Genomic DNA, 16,276 nt, shown 5'->3' on the forward strand with positions numbered 1-16,276 from the left:
GCAACGGACATCCTTCGGGGGAACCGGGCGCGGGCACATCCTGCTGTGCTGTACGCGGTTCCCCGGACGCGGAGCACCTGTCCTGGAGAGAATCAGGACATGGCTCAACTCCAACCGCTGTCAGCCGAACTGGAGAAGCAGCGCGAGGAGTACGTGCAGCTTCTACGCGCCGGGCAACTCTCCCCGTACTCCCTCCCAGCCGTGGCATCCGTCGTGGAGGAAGCCGTCCTCGCGCGTGCATGGGCCCGGACCAGCTACCTGTCCGAAGCAGTGGGAAGCCGAATCTATGTGCTTTCCGTGGCGGGGACGCACCCGCGGGTCAAGGTCGGCATGACGGCCTGCGTCCGGAGCCGCATCGTCACTCACTTGAACGAGTACCACTGCAACGGGCACGGACTCGTCGACGCATGGATCTCGAACGCGTTCCTCGACGCAGGTCGCGTGGAGACGGGCATGCACAAGCTCCTGCGGATCAGTCATCGGACGAGCTACCGGCGGGAGGAGTATCCGGGTACAGACTTCGAGAGCATCTGCGATTTGGCAGCCTACTTCGATGTGAGGCTGAGCCTCACGGAGGATCAGGTGCGGTTCCACGAGTGGAAGCAGCAGGACCGCGCGCGCACCCGGGCGGAGGGGCGCCTTCGCGTGGTCGAGCCCCACGCCACGCGTGCCGTACAGGTCGGCGACGCAGACGGGGAAACCGACAGTAGCTGATATTCGAAGCATAAGACCAGATCAGCACCCGAATCCCCGACCGGCATTCAACGAACTAAATCTACCGCCGCCATCATCCGCGCGCCCGATTGGCTCGCGAGCGCCCCGCCTGGGGGTTTTCCTCTGATATTCTCCTGCACGCAGCCGACTCACCGAGACGGCGCCCTCTCCACAGGAGGGAGGTAATACGGGATTGAGCACCGGCATGGATTCGAACGAATCTCCGCTGGTGTGGACGTGGCTCCGGCGAACTGCCGACGCATCGGCGGTGACCGTCTGTTGCATTGAGATTATGGTCAGATTTTTCCATATTCTCAACGGCTAGCGCCGAGAGCTGCGGGGACGACCAGGCGCCCGCTTACGCCGGGCCGCCCCCTTGTCCGCGCCTGTCCCGGGGCATCCCGCGTCAAGGTTGCACGCCTACTGCGGGGTGCCCCTCCCTATTGCGTGGACTCAGCCCCGAAGGGCCGTTAGAAGGCTACCACTCCTGGAGACTTCTAACGCGTTTCAATGCAAAACAATGGAGCCAATCCATGTGGTTTAGGGCCATGATCCCCCAGGCTTCCCGACCCGAAAGAGCACTGGAAACAACAGCGATCGGCACGCTTTCCCCTCCCAAAGGGCAAAACCGTGACCTGCGGCGATACATTATCGCTTCACTCTTTCGGAGCAATGGAGACGGCCGCCCCCTGAGGACTGGCGCTCGCTAAACGCCAGCCCTCACACCGGATCTACGCGGCCACAACCTCGTCGATTCGCGTGACCCGGGCGACCGCCACGGTGCTCGCCTCGCCCGGATCGAGAGCCTGCCAGGTCCGCCCGACCGTGCCGGCGGTCGGAGATTTCGCGGTCACGACGGTCACCAGGTCACCGCGCTGCGGGAGCGGCGCGGACAGCGGGGTGACGAGCCCGTACCAGGAGGCGGTGTCCTCCAGCCACCGGCCGCCAACCAGGTGCTCGACCGCTGCGAGGCCATGAGCGGAGAGCACCGCACCGGCCCCCTGCCACACCGTGGTCGTCGGCGCGGGCCCCACCAGCCCGGTGACAACGTCCAGCACGGGGGTGCCGGTCGGCCTGCTGATCCGCACCTCGTCCACCATCACGGTCGTCTCCAGGACCTGCCGGACGGCGTCGAGGTCAACCGGTGCCGTGGGGGTGCTCACGCCGCACCGCCGCTGGTCTTCTCGATCCGCATCCACGTCTGCCGGACAACCGACAGGGCGCCCGTCTCCCCCGGGTCGAGGATCTTGAAGGTTCGGCCGACAGCGGCCGGGTCGGTGCTCTTCGCGATCGTCACCGTGTTGCCCTCAGCCGCGACGGGCGCCGACATCGGCGTGAAGAGGAGGTAGCGGCCGTCGCCGTCGTCGCGGTACGGCTGGCCTTCCAGACGCAGCACGACGCCGGGTCCGCCGGACGCCCGGTGGAGGCCGGGCCCCTGGTAGGCGATCTCGTCGGGTCCGGGTACGTACTGGCCGGTTTCGGGGTCGAAGACCGGTTGGCCGGGCTTGCCGATCTTGACTTCCTCGGTCAGGAGGGTGCGCTCGATGAGGGCGATGGTGCCGCCGAACGCGGGCATGGCGGAGCTGGGGTCGGTGGTGGGGGTGGTCATGATCCGAGCGTAGGAACCGCGAACGACATCCTGCCCTGCTCAGGATGCCGTCTTCTACTTGGTGCCGGTCCCGGGCATGTGGGTGTCCACGGTGAGCACCACCTCGTCGTCGATCCCGACCATCGTGCCGGCGTCAGGCGTGATCTTGACGATGACGAACGTCCGGCTCACCGACAGGTCGTCGTCCAGCACGTCGTGCCCGTCCGGCGCCAGCGCCTTCGTGACATTGAAGCAGTCCAGTTCCCCGACCATCGCGTAGTTGAGGAAGTTGCCGATGGCCTGCGCCGGTATGGGTTGCGGCCATGCCTGCTTCGGGCAGGGCACCGATCGGGCATCGACGGACGGGCTGCTGCTCGGCGTTGCAGCGGCAGAAGCCGGGGCTGGGTCCGTGGGGGTGGCCGCGCAGGCGGTGAGACTGCCGACGAGGACAGCACCCAGGAGCAGCGGCGTGATCGAGCGGCGGTGCACAGGTCTCCCCCGACGGCTACAACAAGCAGTTTCTGCAGGTCAGACTATCCGAGCGGCCCGCTGCACCCGGCAGGAGCCCGCGACCGGACCTCGAGTACGAGATCGGGCTCCTGCGCGGCACTGCGCCGCCACTAGCATCTGCCGCATGAGCAGCGACGCGACCCCTGTGATCTCCGGCGGCTGGCCGGCGTGCGGCCACGAAAGCCCGGCCGACACCCCGCGCACCGACCCCGGCCTTGGCCGCTGCCTGCGCCCGCGCGGCCACCGCGAGCGGGCGGACGGAACCGGCCCGGTCCTTCACCGCGACCGGTTGCACGAGTGGGAGGAGCAGCCCGAGCAGCCGTGGTGGACCACCCTCGGGCTCGACTCCGACGGCAGCCCCCTGACCTGACCTTCCAGCGACCGGGCGAGCTGTCCGAACCCGGCGTTTCGGACAGTTTCCTATGAGGACAGTAGAAGCCCCACTGATCATCCTTCGCGCCAGCACCACTGCCAGCCGGTCAGGACGCCGAAGGCAGCCGAGCCCGCCCCCTCACTCGCGGCGCGGTCGCCGATCGGGTACCCGCCGAACCGGATGAGATCGAGCCCGGTGTCCACCGCATCCGGGAAGAATCGCCACCGGACCACACCGGTGCTCGGGGGCCAGCACCAGACCGACTCCCGCACGGCCGCCCCCTTCGCAGTCACTCGCCGCTCGGGATACGGAGTTCACGGCGCAGGAAGTCCGCGTAGAGCGTGAGCACGTCGACGTTGACGGGGTGGGTACCGAGGGCCATGGCGGTCCAGAGCGCCATATCGTCTTCCTTGTTCACGCCGGCGGGCGTCTGGTATTGCCCCCACCATTGCCAGACCGGGTGTCGCAGCATCGCCAGAACACCGTCGGGTCGGAGCACGCACACCATCTCGGTGTCCGGCTGGTGCAGTCCGACGGCGCTGCCGAGCACGGCGACGACTTGGAGCGACGCCGTGCTCATCACGATCGCGGTCGCGTGCACGAGGGCTTCGTCCGTTGCCGCTTCGACCACCGTGAGCAGGTCCGCGTAGTCCTGGTAGGTGGGCGCCAGTTCACTCCACAGGTCGCCGCCGTCTCGCAGGATCTCGATCTCTCGGGCGGCCAGGGAGTCTTTGAAGTCCTCGACCGCTTCGGCCGGGAGGCCGAGCCCAGCCCCGACGGCCTCCGCGAACTCGTCGGCGCCCACTCCGCTGGTGCCGCCGGTCGCCAACCTGAAGGCGATCGGCATCAGAAGCCGCTGCTTCGACCAGGGCGGCATCCGCGGGATGCCAGCCACGTCGAAGCCCAGCTCGTTGGCCATGTCGAGAAGCCCGTTGTGTAGTTCCGGGGGTGAGCGCCGGGAGTGGCGGCGAGCGGCGGCCAGGTCTTCGTCCGCTCGTTCGTCGTTCTCCTCGCTCGTGTAGTCCGCCCCGGTGACCGAGGCCACTCGGCCTTCCTCTGTCATCCGACGAAGGTGTCCGGTGATCGTCGCGCGCAGGTCGGCCGGCGAGCCGCTGCGGAAGGCCTGACCGATCCCTCCGCCGACCAGCGTCTTGGCCGTGGCACGGCCCTGCCGGACCCCTCGGGCCAGGATCTCGGCCTGCGCCACCGTTTCGGGCAGGAGAACCGCGCCGGTGCCCCGGCCCTGGCCGAGGCCGCGCCGGGGGTTGCGGGGAAGCAGACCGGCTTTCCGCCACCGCTCCAGTTGGTAGACCGACACGGTCACACCGCGGGCAGCGAGCGCGTTGATCAGTTCTGCGTCGGCGCCCGAGGGCGGTGTTCGAGGCATGCCGCATTACAACCCCGCGAAGTGGCCGCTGGCAACGAATTCCCGGCGTGAGGTCATGAAGGAGCACCAGTCGATCACCGGAAGGACCAAGCCCTCGTGATCCACAGTCTCTTGAGCGGCACCGAAGCCGCTCCCTACGTCGGCCTCCTCGCCGCTGTCGCCGTCCACCTTCGGCAGCTCGCCCTGCTGGCCGGCTTCCTCGTGGCCCTGCGGGGTGTGCGAGGCCGGGGCCGCAACGACATGTTCGAGGACTTCGCTCGCCATCTCGCAGCGCGGCCGAGGCGGCAGGGTCGCTAGCGGCTCGGGGCACGAACTACCACCGGGTTCTACTGCTGGACCTGCGCAGTCGCCCCGGTGATCTGCGCGGCTTCGTCGGTGTGGCCGTTCGAGAAGCAAGCGGCGACTGCGGCGAAGTCGGCGCTGTGCCACCGCTCGGGGCGCATACGGATGGTGATGTCCTCGGCCAGCTGTTCTGCGGTCGCCTCCAAGTACGCGTCAGCGACGGAGGGCTGCATGTAGCGGCGGGCCATCGCGGCGCGTTCGGCGGGGTCGACGCGGTCTTCGATCGAGACGACTGGGCCCTCCACGCTCACGTACTGGCACGGCGGCTCCTCCTGCTGCGCGCAGAGCGTGAATCGGCCGGCGGCCCGGATCAGCCGGGCCTTCGCCGAGGCGCGCCCGGTGAGCACGGTCAGCAGGCCGCCCGGGTGGTAGGAGTACCAGATCGGGACGGCCAGCAGTCCTCTGCTCGGTTCGGCGCCATCGCCTCCAACGGCGAGCACCCCGACGTGGGGGGCGGCCAGGAAGGTCTCTCGGGCGGCGATGCTCATGGCGAAGGGCACGGGGCAGGTCTCCTGGGCAGGGCGGTGGGCCGCAGGAGGGCGTGTGCGGCTTCTGCTGCATACCCGGAGGGGTGTCCTGTCGAACGTGAGAGCCCCCAGACGGCGGCATGCGAGCACGCCTCCGCCTGGGGGGATCGGGCTACGCCTGCTGCGGCAGGCCCGCGCCGTCGGCGGGCGTGGTCCAGATCGGGATCTCCGCTGCGTCGGGGGCCGCCCAGATCGGGATCTCCGGTGTGTGCGGGGCCGCCCAGATCGGGATGTCGGTGGGCGCGGCGACGGCGGCCGGGGCGGCTATGAGGGCGGCGAGGGCCGTAGCAGCCGCGATGGTGATGAAGCGCATGGTTCCTTCTTCGGGTCGTCGGTTGGTCGGTACTGGGTGCTGTGGAGCCGGGCTGGGAGGCACTGGCTCCTTGACTGCGGGCGGTCCGCGCACCCGGGTGACGGCCGGGAGGGGGTTCACGGCCTTGCCTGGAGGTGGTGTTGGAGACGGTCGATATCGCGGCTGCTGCTCAACGCCTCGTACCTGGCGAGGCTGTCCCGATACTGGGCGGTGGCCTGGTCGTGGCGGCCGGCACGGTCGTCGTCCTGCCCGAGGTACTCGGTGACCCTGGCGGCCCAGTGGGCGTCGGGGACGGCGGTGAACTCGTCGCGGGCCTGGAGCAGCAGGTGCTGGGCCTGGTCGTGGTGGCCTTGCAGGGAGTGGGCTTCGCCGCTGCGGGCCAGGGCGCGGGCGGCGTTGCGGCGGTCCGGGGTGGGCAGGGCGAGCAGGTCGGTGCGGGCGCGGTCGAGGAGTTGGTGTGCTGTGGTGAAGTCGCGCCGGGTGGCGGCGATCGAGCCGGCCATGGTGCGGGCGAGGGCGGCGCCCCGGGGTCGGCCGAGGGTGTCGTAGAGGTCGATCGCCGCTTCGAGGTAGGGCGCGGCGAGGACGAGCCGGCCGGCGTCGTGCAGGACGGCTCCGAGCCCGGCGGTGTACTGGGCGATGCCTTCGGCGTCGTCGGCGGCCTGGGCGAGAGTGAGGGCGAGGCGGTACTGCTCCAGTGCGTCGTCGTACCGCTGGGCGTAGGTCAGGCCGAGTGCGAGGGCGCTGGACATCTCCCGCTGGGCCTGGGGATCGGCGCACCGCTGTGCGGCTTCGAGGCCGTCCTCGTGGTGGAGGATCCAGGCGTCGATGGGCCGGTCGAGCTGCCACAGGGGCCAGAGGGCGTGGGTGATCTGCCAGCGGAAGGTGTGCTTGCGGAGTCGTCGGGCGGCGTCCTTGGCGGGTTGGAGGGCGGCCAGGTGGGCGCGCAGCCAGGTGCGTGCGGCGTCGGGGTCGGTGAACTCTGTTTCCTCGCCGGCCGGGTGGTGGTAGGTGCGCGGCAGTTCGCGATGGTGCGGGGCGAGGAGGCGTTCGGCGCGGGTGGCGGTGCGCAGGAGGTAGTCGAGGTAGGAGAGCGTGGCAGTGGCCGCGCCGGCGGGGCCGTCGTGGTCGGCGATGCGCTGTTGCGCGTGCTGGCGGATCTCGGGGGGCATCCGGTACACGTCGCCCCGGCCCGGCGCTTCGCCGACGGCTTCCAGCAGGGCGCGGTCCGTGAGGAGGCGAAGGTGTGCTCGGGCTTCGTCGGTTCGGAGGCGGGTGGCTGCCGCTGTTGCGGACGCGTCGAGGTCGGGCGCCGGGACGGCCGCGAGCAGGCGGTAGACGCGGGCGGAGTCGTCCGGGAGGCCGCGGTATGCGGCGTCGGCGGCGGTCACGGTGCTGTTGTCCGTTTGGTCGGCTGGGGGTTGGGCGGGGGCCGCTGCGGCGTGGAGACGGCGGTGCGGGGCGTGGGCGAGGTCGGCGGCCATCAGGGACAGCGGGCGGGGCAGGTGTCCGCAGATGGCGGCGATCCGTTCGAGTGCGGCGGGGTCTTCGGCGGCCCGCTCGGCGCCGAGGACGCGGGTGAGGAGCGCGCGGGAGGCGTCGGGTGCGAACGGGAGGAGGTGGTGGTGGACGGCTCCGTGGGCGGTGAGGCCGGGCAGTGCGTTGCGGCTGGTCACGACCACCAGGCAGCTGGGTCCTGCGGGCAGCAGGGGGGTGACCTGCTCGGCGTTCGCGGCGTCCTCCAGGACCAGCAGCAGTCGCCGTCCGGCTGTCGCGGAGCGCAGCATCGCCTCCAGTTCGTCTTGCGGCCAGGGGAGTTGGGCGTCGGTTGGGTGTCCGAGGGCGCGCAGGAGCGAGCGGAGCGTCTCGGTGGTGGGTGTGGGGCCGCCGGGCGCGGTCGCGCGCAGGTCCGTGACCACTTGGCCGTCCGGGTAGGAGGGGGCAAGGGTGTGGGCCCAGCGGTGCGCCAGGGCGCGTTTGCCTGCTCCTCCGGGTCCGTCGATCACGGCCAGCGGGGACGCGAAGTCCGGTACGGCGCTGAGGACCCGGGCGAGCGCGGTGAGCGACTCCTCCCGGTCGGTCCACGTGGCCGGCACAGGGCGGAGCTGGCGGGGAACCGGCGGTGCGGGCGCCCCTGGTGCTGGCGCGTGGATGTGGACCCCGCCGGTGATGCTTCCGGCTTGTACGACACTGCCGTGGACTGTGCCGCCGTTCACCCGCATGTCGTTCGTGTCGCCGCTCACGGTGTCCGTTCGGCGTTGTCGGGGACACGGGGCGGGGTTCGGCGGACGATGGTGCAGCCGGACAGGGCGACGATCTGGTGGACGGCGAGGGCGAAGGGAAGTCGCGGGTCGCGGTAGTCGACGAAGGGGGTGTAGGTCCGCGTGGTCGGACCGCCGACGGTGGGTGCGTAGAGGTAGCCGCGTATGCCTGCGGGTTGGGGGTTCTTGACGTACAGCAGAACGCTTCCTGTGTCTCCGAGGTGGGGGCAGGCCCGGTCGGCGATGGTCGCGCAGGGCGCGCAGGTCGGCGGGTGCATGGTCAGCAGTTGCTCCGGCCAGTCGTGCCCGCCGTCGGGGTCGTCCTCGATGAGCCACAGGGTGCCGTCGGCGGTGCGATCGGCGGGCCTCTTGCAGCCTTGGCAGAGCAGTTGGCGCAGGGCGCGGCGCTGGCGGGGTCCGTGGGCGTCGGCGAGCCGGACTCTGCCCGTCGGGCGGCCGCCCCACCGGGCCCACAGTGCGCCGTGCCCGTCGCGGTCGTACGGTCCTTCATCCAGGTAGCGCAGGCCGGTGGAGCCGACGAGAAGCCGCGAGTCGAGCAGCCGTTCCCCTTCTCTGGCCATGACCCACGGGGCGCCTGTGCGAGTGGGCGCTTCGGTGCCGGTCACGGCTGGTCCTGCGGGGGGCAGGGGCGGCCGGGCCTGCCGTCGGGAAGGGAGTCCGCGCCGACGAGGCGCAGTGCGGGAAGCGGTCCGTGGTAGTCGAGGTCCTCGGTGACGGTGAGCAGGTGCCAGCCCCTCCAGGTTCCGGCGCGGGCGAGGAGGCCGTCGTGTCGGGCTTCGACGCCGCAGGTCAGGCTTCCGGGGGTGGCGAGGTAGGCGGTGCTGGTGCGGGCCGCGCCAGGCAGGGCCTGCCGTACGAGCTGTTCGGGGTCGGGTCCGCCGGGGGCGTGGACTTCGGCACGCAGCCCGTCCGGGTAGGCGGCGGCGGTGGAGGCGTAGCGGCGTGCATCGCCGTCGGTGCCGGCGGTGATGGTGGGCTCGTCGGGGTGGGCCGCGAGCAGCAGGACGGGGAGGCCGGTGCGGGCGACGACGCGGGCGGCGATGTCGCCGACGGCCCGGGGCGCGGACGTCGCGGGGGTGGTCATCGGGCGTGCTCCGGGGCGGTAGGGGGCCGGGTTCGGGGTGGGGCGGCGGACGACGAGGAAGACGCCGCCGGTGGTGGACGGCAGCCATCGGCCCGGGTCGGGCGGGCGTCGCACTGGAGTGGTCGGCGGCGGGATGGGGGGCTTCACTGGTCCCTCGGTTCGGGGTTCGGGCATGGCGGTGCCGTCGGCGCGGCCTGCTCGGCGGCGGCCGGGACGTGTGTGCGGTCAGTTCTGGTGCTGGCGGGCCCAGGTGGCGGCTGCGGTGCCGCGCCGGCGGCGTTCGGCGGGCGCGATGCAGACCTGGGCGATCGCAGCGGCCAGGTAGGCGGGGTCGGGGTCGGCGAGCCAGCCGTTGGCGTCGTGGCCGCCGTTGGTGATCGCGTGCTCGGCTCCGGTGCCGGTCACGGCGATGGGCGGGCAGCCGCTCACCATCGCCTCCCACAGGGACGCGCCGGTCGTGGTCGCGGTGGTGAGGAAGGCGTCGGCGGCCCCGTAGACGGCGGGCATCTCCGTGTGGTGGCGGTGCCCGGCCACGAACACGTCCCCTGGGATGCCGAGGGCGTGGGCGAGGTCGACGGGGTGTTCGCTGTCGGGGCCGGTGAGGTCGGGGCCGCCGCAGACGAGCAGGACCGGCCGCTGCTCGGCGGGCAGGGTGCTGCTCGCCGCGGCGAACGCGGCGAGCAGCAGCGGCAGGCGCTCCCCCGACGTGAGCGTTCCAGCCCACACGATCAGCGGCCTCAGCTGCGCGGCGCTGGTCCATACCCGTTCGAGGTCCGCGTCGCGGTAGGCGATGCGGCCGGTCCAGTGGGGCAGGACGCCCCGGGGCTCGGTGACGAGCAGGCGGCGCAGCACGGCGGCGCGGGCTGTGGTCCGCGGCGCCCGCGCCAGCGTGAAGTGGTCTGCCGCGGCTCGGAGCTGGACGGGTGTGGGCGTGGTGACGAGCACGGGTTGGTCCCCCGGGGAGTGTGTGGTCGGGTGCCGCTCAGAGCGCCGGGGCGGTGGCGAGGGTACGGGCGAGGTGTTCGAGGTTGAGGCCGTGCGCGCCCTTGATCAGGACGACGGCGGGCGTTCCGATGTCGGTGAGGAAGCCGGTGATCAGGGTGTGGGCGTGGTCGCGGTTGTCGGCGTGGGCGGTGGTGGTGCCGCCTTGGGCGGCCATCTCGCCGAGGAGGCGGGCGCCTTCGCCGATGGTCACCAGGTGGGTGATGCCGCTGCGGGTGACGGCGACGCCGGTGGTGGCGTGCAGGGCCTCGCTGTCGTCGCCGAGTTCGGCCATCTCTCCGAGGACGGCGAGCAGGGGGCGGCCCGCAGCGAGGGCGGGGAGGGCGTTGAGGGCGGCGGTGACGGATTCGGGGCTGGCGTTGAAGGCGTCGTTGACGATGGTCGTGCCGTCGGGGCGGTCCAGGGGCTGCATCCGGCCGCCGGAGTCGATGGTGGCGGTGGCGAGCACGCGGGCGATGGCGGCAAGGTCGAGGCCTGCGGCGAGGGCGATGGCGGCGGCGGCCAGCGCGTTGGTGACGTGGTGCTCGCCGTGCACGGCGAGCTGGACGGCCTCGGATGCGCCGTCGTGGGTGAGGGTGAAGTGCGGGCGGCCGCGGTCGTCGAGCTTGATGTCGGTGGCGCGCACGTCGGCGCCCGGATCGGTGCCGAAGGTGAGGACGGCGGCTTCGGTGTGCTGGGCCATGGCGAGGACGAGCGGGTCGTCGGCGCACAGGACGGCGGTGCCGGTCGGGGGCAGGTTCTCGACGATCTCCTGCTTGGCCTGGGCGATGGCGCGGCGGCTGCCGAACTCCCCGAGGTGTGCACGGCCGATCGGCAGACAGCACGCGATGTCGGGCGGGGCGATGGCGGTCAGGTGCGCGATGTGGCCCTTGCCGCGGGCACCCATCTCCAGTACGAGGAAGGCGGTGTCCTCCTCGGTGCGCAGCACCGCGACGGGGTGGCCGAGTTCGTTGTTGAACGAGCCCTCGGTGGCGACGGTGGGTCCGGCGGTGGCGAGGACGTGCTTGAGGAGGTCCTTGGTGCTGGTCTTCCCGGCCGAGCCGGTGATACCGATGGTGATGCCCGTGAAGTCGCCGGCGATGGCGCGGGCGAGGTCGGCGAGGGCGGCGAGGACGTCGGGGACGACGATGCACGGCGCGCCGGCGACGGGCCGGGTGGTGAGGGCGGCGAGGGCTCCGGCGAGGACGGCCTGCTGGGCGTGGTCGTGACCGTCGGTGTGCTCGCCGGGCAGGGCTGCGAACAGGCCGCCCGGGGCGACTCGGCGCGAGTCGAAGGCGACCGGGCCGGTGACGGTGCTGTCGGGGTCGGGGACCGCGGCGAGCGTGCCGCCGGTGAGGACGGCGACCTGTGCGAGGCTGGTGGGCAGCATGGTGAGGGCGCTCCGGGGGCGAGGGGCGGGTCAGTTGGGGTGGGGGCCGAGGATGATGCCGCGTCCGGCGAAGAACCGGTCCAGGGCACGCCATTCGATGCGGTGGTTCTTCTGCGAGACGCCGGGCCAGCCGCTGGGGTTGTGGATGGTGACGGTGCGCTCGTCGGCGGTGTGGGCGAGGACCAGGTGCCCGCCGCGCTGCGGCGGCGCGGGGTCGAGAGTGCGGATGGACTGGTGGACGGAGAGGATCACGAGCGCGCCGCCGGTGATCTCGCGGTGGACGGTTTCGCGGGTGAGGGAGCTGTCCGGGCGGGCGGCCAGCTGCCACCGGCCGGTGACGTGGCGGGCGAACGGCTCGTGGAACAGGCCGCCGACGGTGTCGCCGTCGACGGTGTAGGCGCCCGCGTCGACGAGGTCGCGGGCGAGGGGCACGGGCTGCGGCGGGTCGATGCGCCAGTGGGCCAGGGCCATCCGCAGGCAGGCGACGCCGCACAGCCGGCCCGCCCACCAGGCGTACTCCTCGCGGGTGTCGGCGCCGGAGGTGGCCCAGCGGGGGTCGTCGGCGGCGGTGCGCTCGCCGGTGGCGATGCCGGCGGCCAGCGCGGGGGTCTGGTACTGGGAGAAGTAGGGGACGGCGTGGGCCTTGGTGTTGCTCGTCATACTCCAGTCTCGCTTCGAGGGTCGGGCGGGTGGCGGTGCCGAACGGCTGCTCGGGGATCTGTCACCGGGACGGCGGAGCCGAGGGGTGCACCGCTCAACTGTTCCGGCGGAGCCGCAGCCGGGACAGCCGGTCGCCGACCGCCTCTCCGAGCAGCGCGGCGCGCGTGGGCTTTCGCCGATGGCTCCGGGTGCCGGCGATCGCGGGCGTTCGGCTGTACGCGACGGCGTGAATGACCTGCGGGTCGGCGGCGGCCGGGTTGGCCGTGTCGGGGCCGAGGTCCTTGCGCGACAGGTGGTCCCAGACGAGGCTGTTGAGCCTCGTGATGCACCGGGCGCACGCGAACATCGGGGCGGTGGCTGCGGCGACCGTGACCGGGCCGATCCACAGCACCGCGACCTCGTCGCGCCCGCAGTACAGCCAGCATCGGCCGGTCTCCCACGGGTTCCTGTCGTCGGGGACCGGTGTGTGCGGGCGCTCCGCACGGGAGAGCGAGGTGATGTCGGCAATGATCACCCGGTCGACGGGGTCGAGTTCGCGCAGCGAGGCCATGTCGGCTGTCAGAGGCTGGCGGGGACCTGGACGGGGATTCCGAGGGTCGCAAGCCGTTGAGTCAGGGCCTGCGGGTTGATGAAGAGTTCGGCGGGCATGCCGGCGGCGCGGGCACCGGCGATGAAGCCGGGCTGGTCGTCGAAGAAGTACACCTCACCGGGGTGGAGTCCGAGGCGGTCGGCGGCGGCCTCGAAGGCGAGCGGGGACGGCTTGGTGACCCGCAGGTCGGCGGAGGCGAAGGCGTGGTCGACGGTGATGCCGTGGACTTCGAGGTCGGAGTGCAGGGCGTTGGTGAAGTTGGAGAGGACCGCGCAGGGCATGCCGGTGGCACGGATCCGGCCGAGCAGGTCGATCATGACCTCGTCGGGGCGGCCCCGGTCGGCGCGCCACGGGGCGACCGCGGCGGCGGCCGCCGTGGCGCCGAAGTCCTTGGCGAGGCGCAGTTCGACGCCGTCGGCCCATTCCCGGTCGGTCATGAGGCCGACCTTGGCCTCGGTGTAGGAGGGGTGGTCGTAGGCGTAGCGGGCGATCGTGCCGGGTTCGAGGCCCGCGGCCTTCTCCCCCTGGGCGGCGCCGGAGTTGTCGAAGTGCCGGAGCACTCCGTTGACGTCGAACAGCAGGGCGCGGATCGTCATGCCGGTGGGTCCTTCCTGTTGGGCGCGCCAGGGGCGCTGCCGGGCGGGTATCGGGTCGCGGGTGGGGCGGGGGCGGCCGGGCGGGGCGAGGAAGTGCGATCCGCTGGGGTGCGGCTCGGCGGTCGCGGTCACGAAGGGCCCCCGGCCGTGACGGCCCGCTGGTAAGTCTCGGTGTAGCGGTCGGCGACGTGCTCCCAGCCGTAGCGCAGGCGCGCGTGCATGGCGGCGTTGGCGGCGCGGCGGGCCCGTTCCTCGGGCTGGGTGAGAGCGTGGACGAGGGCGGCGGCGAGGGCGTCGGCGCTGTCGGGCTGGACGAGCCAGCCGTTCGCGCGGTCCCCTGCGGGGGTGATGATGCGGGCCGGGCCGCCGGTGGAGGTGGCGATCGGCGGACAGCCCGCTGCCATCGCTTCGACGTAGACCATGCCGAACGGCTCATTCACGGCCGGGGCTGCCATCAGGGTGGCGGTGCGCAGCCCTTCAGGGAGGTCGTCGTGGCCGCGGTAGCCGGCGAAGAACACCGAGTCGGCGATGCCGAGGTCCCGGACCAGTTCTGCAGGGTGGGTGCCTTCGCACTCCCCGGGAACGCCTCCCCACATGAGGAGCACCGGTTCGGGGTTGAGCCGGGGCAGGGCTCTTGCGAACGCCTCCAGCATGATCGGCACCCTCTTGAACGTGAGGAAGCGGCCGGTCCACAGGACGATGGGGCGGAGCGTGCCGGTGGTGGGGTCGGTGAAGCGGGCGAGGTCGTGTTCGGTGTAGCGGATGCTGCCCGGTTCGCCGCTGCGGTCCCAGCCTCGCGGGTCGGTGACGAGCCAGTGCCGCAGGTTGTCGAGGCGCTGTTCGTCGGTGCGGGTGCCGGGGGTGAACCGGTCGGTGGCGACGCCGTTGGCGATGACGGGGATGTCCCGGTCGGCCAGGTTGGGCAGGAGTTGGCGGGCGAGGTCGCGGTCGTGCTCGGAGACGGTGACGATCGAGCCGGCGAGCGTCGAGGCGTGCCGCAGCCTGAGGAGCCAGGGCAGGGAGTGCTCCCACAGCGTCCAGTCGGTGGCGGCGAGGAGCTGGTGTTCGTCGTCGTCGAGGTTCCATTCCAGGGCGAGGGCGTCGACGGCGGCGGCCCGGTCGGGCCTGCTGGTCGGGAGTTCGGCCGCCAGGTCGGAGGGCTTGCGGCCGAGGCACATCGCAAGGTCCAGGCGGTCGCGCATGCCCGTGATGATCTTGAGTTCCGTGCCGTGGAGGGTGGTGACGCGGGGCAGGTGCGGGTGGACGCGGGCGGCGGCCACCTGGAGGTGCGACAGGTGGTGCAGGTGGAGGAGGTGCGCCGGCCCGTTGGGTCGCGGCTGGGTGAGGTGCTTCTCCCAGGCGCCGGTCAGGTGTTCGGCGGCGATGTCCGGCACGGCGGAGAACATCGGGTCGGGGCAGCCGAGATCAGGTGTCGACCGGTCCTCGAAGGAGGGGTGGAACGGCCGGTCCGTCTCCTGGCCTTGGGGGTTCTCCCCGTTCTTCCACAGCGCGTACGCGGCGTTGTAGTCGTAGGGGTAGGGGGTGAGGCCACGGTAGAAGGTACGGGCGTGGCCGAGGTCGCCGGGCTGGCCGAGGGAGCCGACGAACTGACGGGTGCTGTGCCCGCGGGTGTCCAGCTCCCGGTTGAGGTAGTTGATCACGTAGGCGGAGCCGCCCCGGGGGAAGAACAGGCAGGCGGTGTCGATCCTCAGCTGGTCCGGCACGGGGCCTCCGTCGCGGGGCGGGTCGGGATGATCAGCGGGAGGACCCCGGCGGTCTTGCCGGACCACATCAGGTCACCGTCGGCGCGCGGTGCCCGGACGGTGACGGCAAGGGTCTGGGCCAGGTGGTGCTGGTCGCGCATCGCGGCCGGGCTGCCGAGGGTCAGCGTCGCGGTGGCGGGTTCCCATCGGAAGGTGGTGTCTGCGAGGCCGATCCGCTGGAACTCGGCGGCGATGCGTTCCTCGGTGACCGGGCGGCGCAGGGCCTGGGCGACGGTGCAGCGTCCGCGCTGGCCGACGGGGCACCGGTTCGCCTCCGTGCAGACCTGGGAGCCGAAGATGTTGGCGCGGTCGGTGCGGCCGAGGACCAGCGCGAGGGCGCACGAGTTCGTCTCGTAGATGGGGTGGCGCGCGTACCGCTCGGGCAGGTCGCCGAGGAAGTTCCGGGCCTCCTCGGGCCAGACCTCGGCGTTGGCAAGGTCCGGGGCGAGGCCGGCCAGGGCCGGCCACAGGTCGACGGCCTGCTGGACGGCACTGGCCTTCACCTTGAGACCGACCGTCACCGAGCACTCGGCCCATCGTGCTGCCCAGCCGAGGACCCGTTCCATGGTCTCGGGGGTCGAGTTCTCCGGGAGCGCGGGCCGCCAGTAGTGGACGATCGGGATCTGCGCGGCGTTCAGGCGGGGGAAGTTGTCGCGCAGCTGTTCGTGGCGGATGCCCTTCTCGATGTCGGGCCCCAGGCCGGAGTACGAGAGGTACACGACGACGGGCAGGCCGGCGGCGCGGGCGGCGACGAACTCGGCGATCACGTCGTCGGGGATGTGGAACTTCGTGATCACGCACACCGGGTTGCGCACGCCGGCGGCGACGAGGGCGCGCAGCAGGCCGACCAGGTGCGCGCGGTTGGGCGGGGTGGCGAGGGCGTCGGTGTACGTGTACAGCGCGTAGGGCTTGCGCGGGTGGTAGTGCGGGTGGGCGAGGAGTTGGCGGACGGTCTCCTGCGGGGTGGCCAGCTCTTCGGGCTTGACGAGGAGGAGGCCGAGCTGGCGCAGGTAGCAGTACTCGCAGCCTGCGGGGCAGCCCTGCACGCCGTTCATCACGCCCCAGGTGTCGTGCGTGTCGATGACCGGTTCGAACGACTTCGGAGGCTTCGGGGAGGTGGTGATCATCTGTCCTTCCGGGTTCCCCGCCGGGGTGGGGGGGGGGGGGGGGGCCCCCC

19 protein-coding genes are annotated in these 16,276 nt (G+C 71.9%); 2 read left to right on the forward strand and 17 right to left on the reverse strand.

Annotated features, from left to right (window positions below):
* Positions 1-99: 99 nt before the first annotated feature.
* The gene (locus tag ACF1AK_RS02755) at positions 100-714 is read left to right on the forward strand and encodes a GIY-YIG nuclease family protein (RefSeq protein WP_391496952.1); all 615 of its coding nucleotides are present in this window, start codon (positions 100-102) and stop codon (positions 712-714) included.
* Positions 715-1,445: 731 nt separating this feature from the next.
* On the opposite strand, the gene ACF1AK_RS02760 is transcribed toward ACF1AK_RS02755, so the two are convergent.
* From ACF1AK_RS02760 to ACF1AK_RS02770, 3 genes are read right to left on the reverse strand one after another with little or no spacing between them, the layout of a single operon-like run.
* Complete coding sequence (locus ACF1AK_RS02760; RefSeq protein ID WP_391496953.1) at positions 1,446-1,877, reverse strand: DUF6093 family protein; 432 nt, start codon at positions 1,875-1,877, stop codon at positions 1,446-1,448.
* Positions 1,874-2,323, reverse strand: a complete 450-nt coding sequence (locus ACF1AK_RS02765; RefSeq protein WP_391496954.1) for a DUF6093 family protein — start codon at positions 2,321-2,323, stop codon at positions 1,874-1,876. Before ACF1AK_RS02765 ends, ACF1AK_RS02760 begins: the two co-directional genes overlap by 4 nt.
* A gap of 54 nt (positions 2,324-2,377) precedes the next feature.
* Entirely contained in the window at positions 2,378-2,791 is a 414-nt protein-coding gene (locus ACF1AK_RS02770) for a hypothetical protein (protein WP_391496955.1), read from the reverse strand.
* Between the two features lie 145 nt (positions 2,792-2,936).
* Between ACF1AK_RS02770 and ACF1AK_RS02775 the strand changes: the two genes are divergently transcribed.
* Positions 2,937-3,182: a hypothetical protein gene (locus ACF1AK_RS02775; RefSeq protein ID WP_391496956.1), complete on the forward strand. Its 246-nt coding sequence runs from the start codon at positions 2,937-2,939 to the stop codon at positions 3,180-3,182.
* Between the two features lie 292 nt (positions 3,183-3,474).
* On the opposite strand, the gene ACF1AK_RS02780 is transcribed toward ACF1AK_RS02775, so the two are convergent.
* The 14 genes from ACF1AK_RS02780 to ACF1AK_RS02845 all read right to left on the reverse strand — a co-directional run bounded on the left by ACF1AK_RS02780 (position 3,475) and on the right by ACF1AK_RS02845 (position 16,226).
* The gene (locus ACF1AK_RS02780; RefSeq protein WP_391496957.1) at positions 3,475-4,572 is read right to left on the reverse strand and encodes a hypothetical protein; all 1,098 of its coding nucleotides are present in this window, start codon (positions 4,570-4,572) and stop codon (positions 3,475-3,477) included.
* A gap of 6 nt (positions 4,573-4,578) precedes the next feature.
* Entirely contained in the window at positions 4,579-4,836 is a 258-nt protein-coding gene (locus ACF1AK_RS02785) for a hypothetical protein (protein WP_391496958.1), read from the reverse strand.
* Between the two features lie 62 nt (positions 4,837-4,898).
* Positions 4,899-5,414 carry a pyridoxamine 5'-phosphate oxidase family protein gene (locus ACF1AK_RS02790; RefSeq protein WP_391496959.1) on the reverse strand — a complete coding sequence of 172 codons (516 nt, stop codon included), beginning with the start codon at positions 5,412-5,414 and terminating at the stop codon, positions 4,899-4,901.
* A 139-nt stretch (positions 5,415-5,553) separates the two neighbouring features.
* A complete protein-coding gene (locus tag ACF1AK_RS02795; protein ID WP_391496960.1) occupies positions 5,554-5,754 on the reverse strand; it encodes a hypothetical protein in 201 nt (66 codons plus the stop codon).
* Positions 5,755-5,870: 116 nt separating this feature from the next.
* Positions 5,871-7,850 carry a hypothetical protein gene (locus tag ACF1AK_RS02800; protein WP_391496961.1) on the reverse strand — a complete coding sequence of 660 codons (1,980 nt, stop codon included), beginning with the start codon at positions 7,848-7,850 and terminating at the stop codon, positions 5,871-5,873.
* Positions 7,851-7,993: 143 nt separating this feature from the next.
* Entirely contained in the window at positions 7,994-8,596 is a 603-nt protein-coding gene (locus ACF1AK_RS02805) for a hypothetical protein (RefSeq protein ID WP_391496962.1), read from the reverse strand.
* Positions 8,597-8,637: 41 nt separating this feature from the next.
* Positions 8,638-9,120: a hypothetical protein gene (locus tag ACF1AK_RS02810; protein ID WP_391496963.1), complete on the reverse strand. Its 483-nt coding sequence runs from the start codon at positions 9,118-9,120 to the stop codon at positions 8,638-8,640.
* Between the two features lie 225 nt (positions 9,121-9,345).
* Entirely contained in the window at positions 9,346-10,065 is a 720-nt protein-coding gene (locus tag ACF1AK_RS02815; RefSeq protein ID WP_391496964.1) for a glycosyltransferase, read from the reverse strand.
* A gap of 37 nt (positions 10,066-10,102) precedes the next feature.
* Positions 10,103-11,491, reverse strand: a complete 1,389-nt coding sequence (murF, locus tag ACF1AK_RS02820; RefSeq protein ID WP_391496965.1) for a UDP-N-acetylmuramoyl-tripeptide--D-alanyl-D-alanine ligase — start codon at positions 11,489-11,491, stop codon at positions 10,103-10,105.
* Between the two features lie 30 nt (positions 11,492-11,521).
* The gene (locus ACF1AK_RS02825; RefSeq protein WP_391496966.1) at positions 11,522-12,151 is read right to left on the reverse strand and encodes a C39 family peptidase; all 630 of its coding nucleotides are present in this window, start codon (positions 12,149-12,151) and stop codon (positions 11,522-11,524) included.
* A gap of 94 nt (positions 12,152-12,245) precedes the next feature.
* Positions 12,246-12,701 carry a hypothetical protein gene (locus tag ACF1AK_RS02830; protein WP_391496967.1) on the reverse strand — a complete coding sequence of 152 codons (456 nt, stop codon included), beginning with the start codon at positions 12,699-12,701 and terminating at the stop codon, positions 12,246-12,248.
* A gap of 8 nt (positions 12,702-12,709) precedes the next feature.
* Complete coding sequence (locus ACF1AK_RS02835) at positions 12,710-13,336, reverse strand: HAD-IA family hydrolase (protein ID WP_391496968.1); 627 nt, start codon at positions 13,334-13,336, stop codon at positions 12,710-12,712.
* A gap of 128 nt (positions 13,337-13,464) precedes the next feature.
* Complete coding sequence (locus ACF1AK_RS02840; RefSeq protein WP_391496969.1) at positions 13,465-15,060, reverse strand: glycosyltransferase family 4 protein; 1,596 nt, start codon at positions 15,058-15,060, stop codon at positions 13,465-13,467.
* Entirely contained in the window at positions 15,045-16,226 is a 1,182-nt protein-coding gene (locus ACF1AK_RS02845) for a hypothetical protein (protein ID WP_391496970.1), read from the reverse strand. Before ACF1AK_RS02845 ends, ACF1AK_RS02840 begins: the two co-directional genes overlap by 16 nt.
* Positions 16,227-16,276 lie beyond the last annotated feature (50 nt).

The sequence above is a fragment of the Kitasatospora sp. NPDC015120 genome (assembly GCF_043080305.1).
Taxonomy (GTDB): Bacteria; Actinomycetota; Actinomycetes; order Streptomycetales; family Streptomycetaceae; genus Kitasatospora.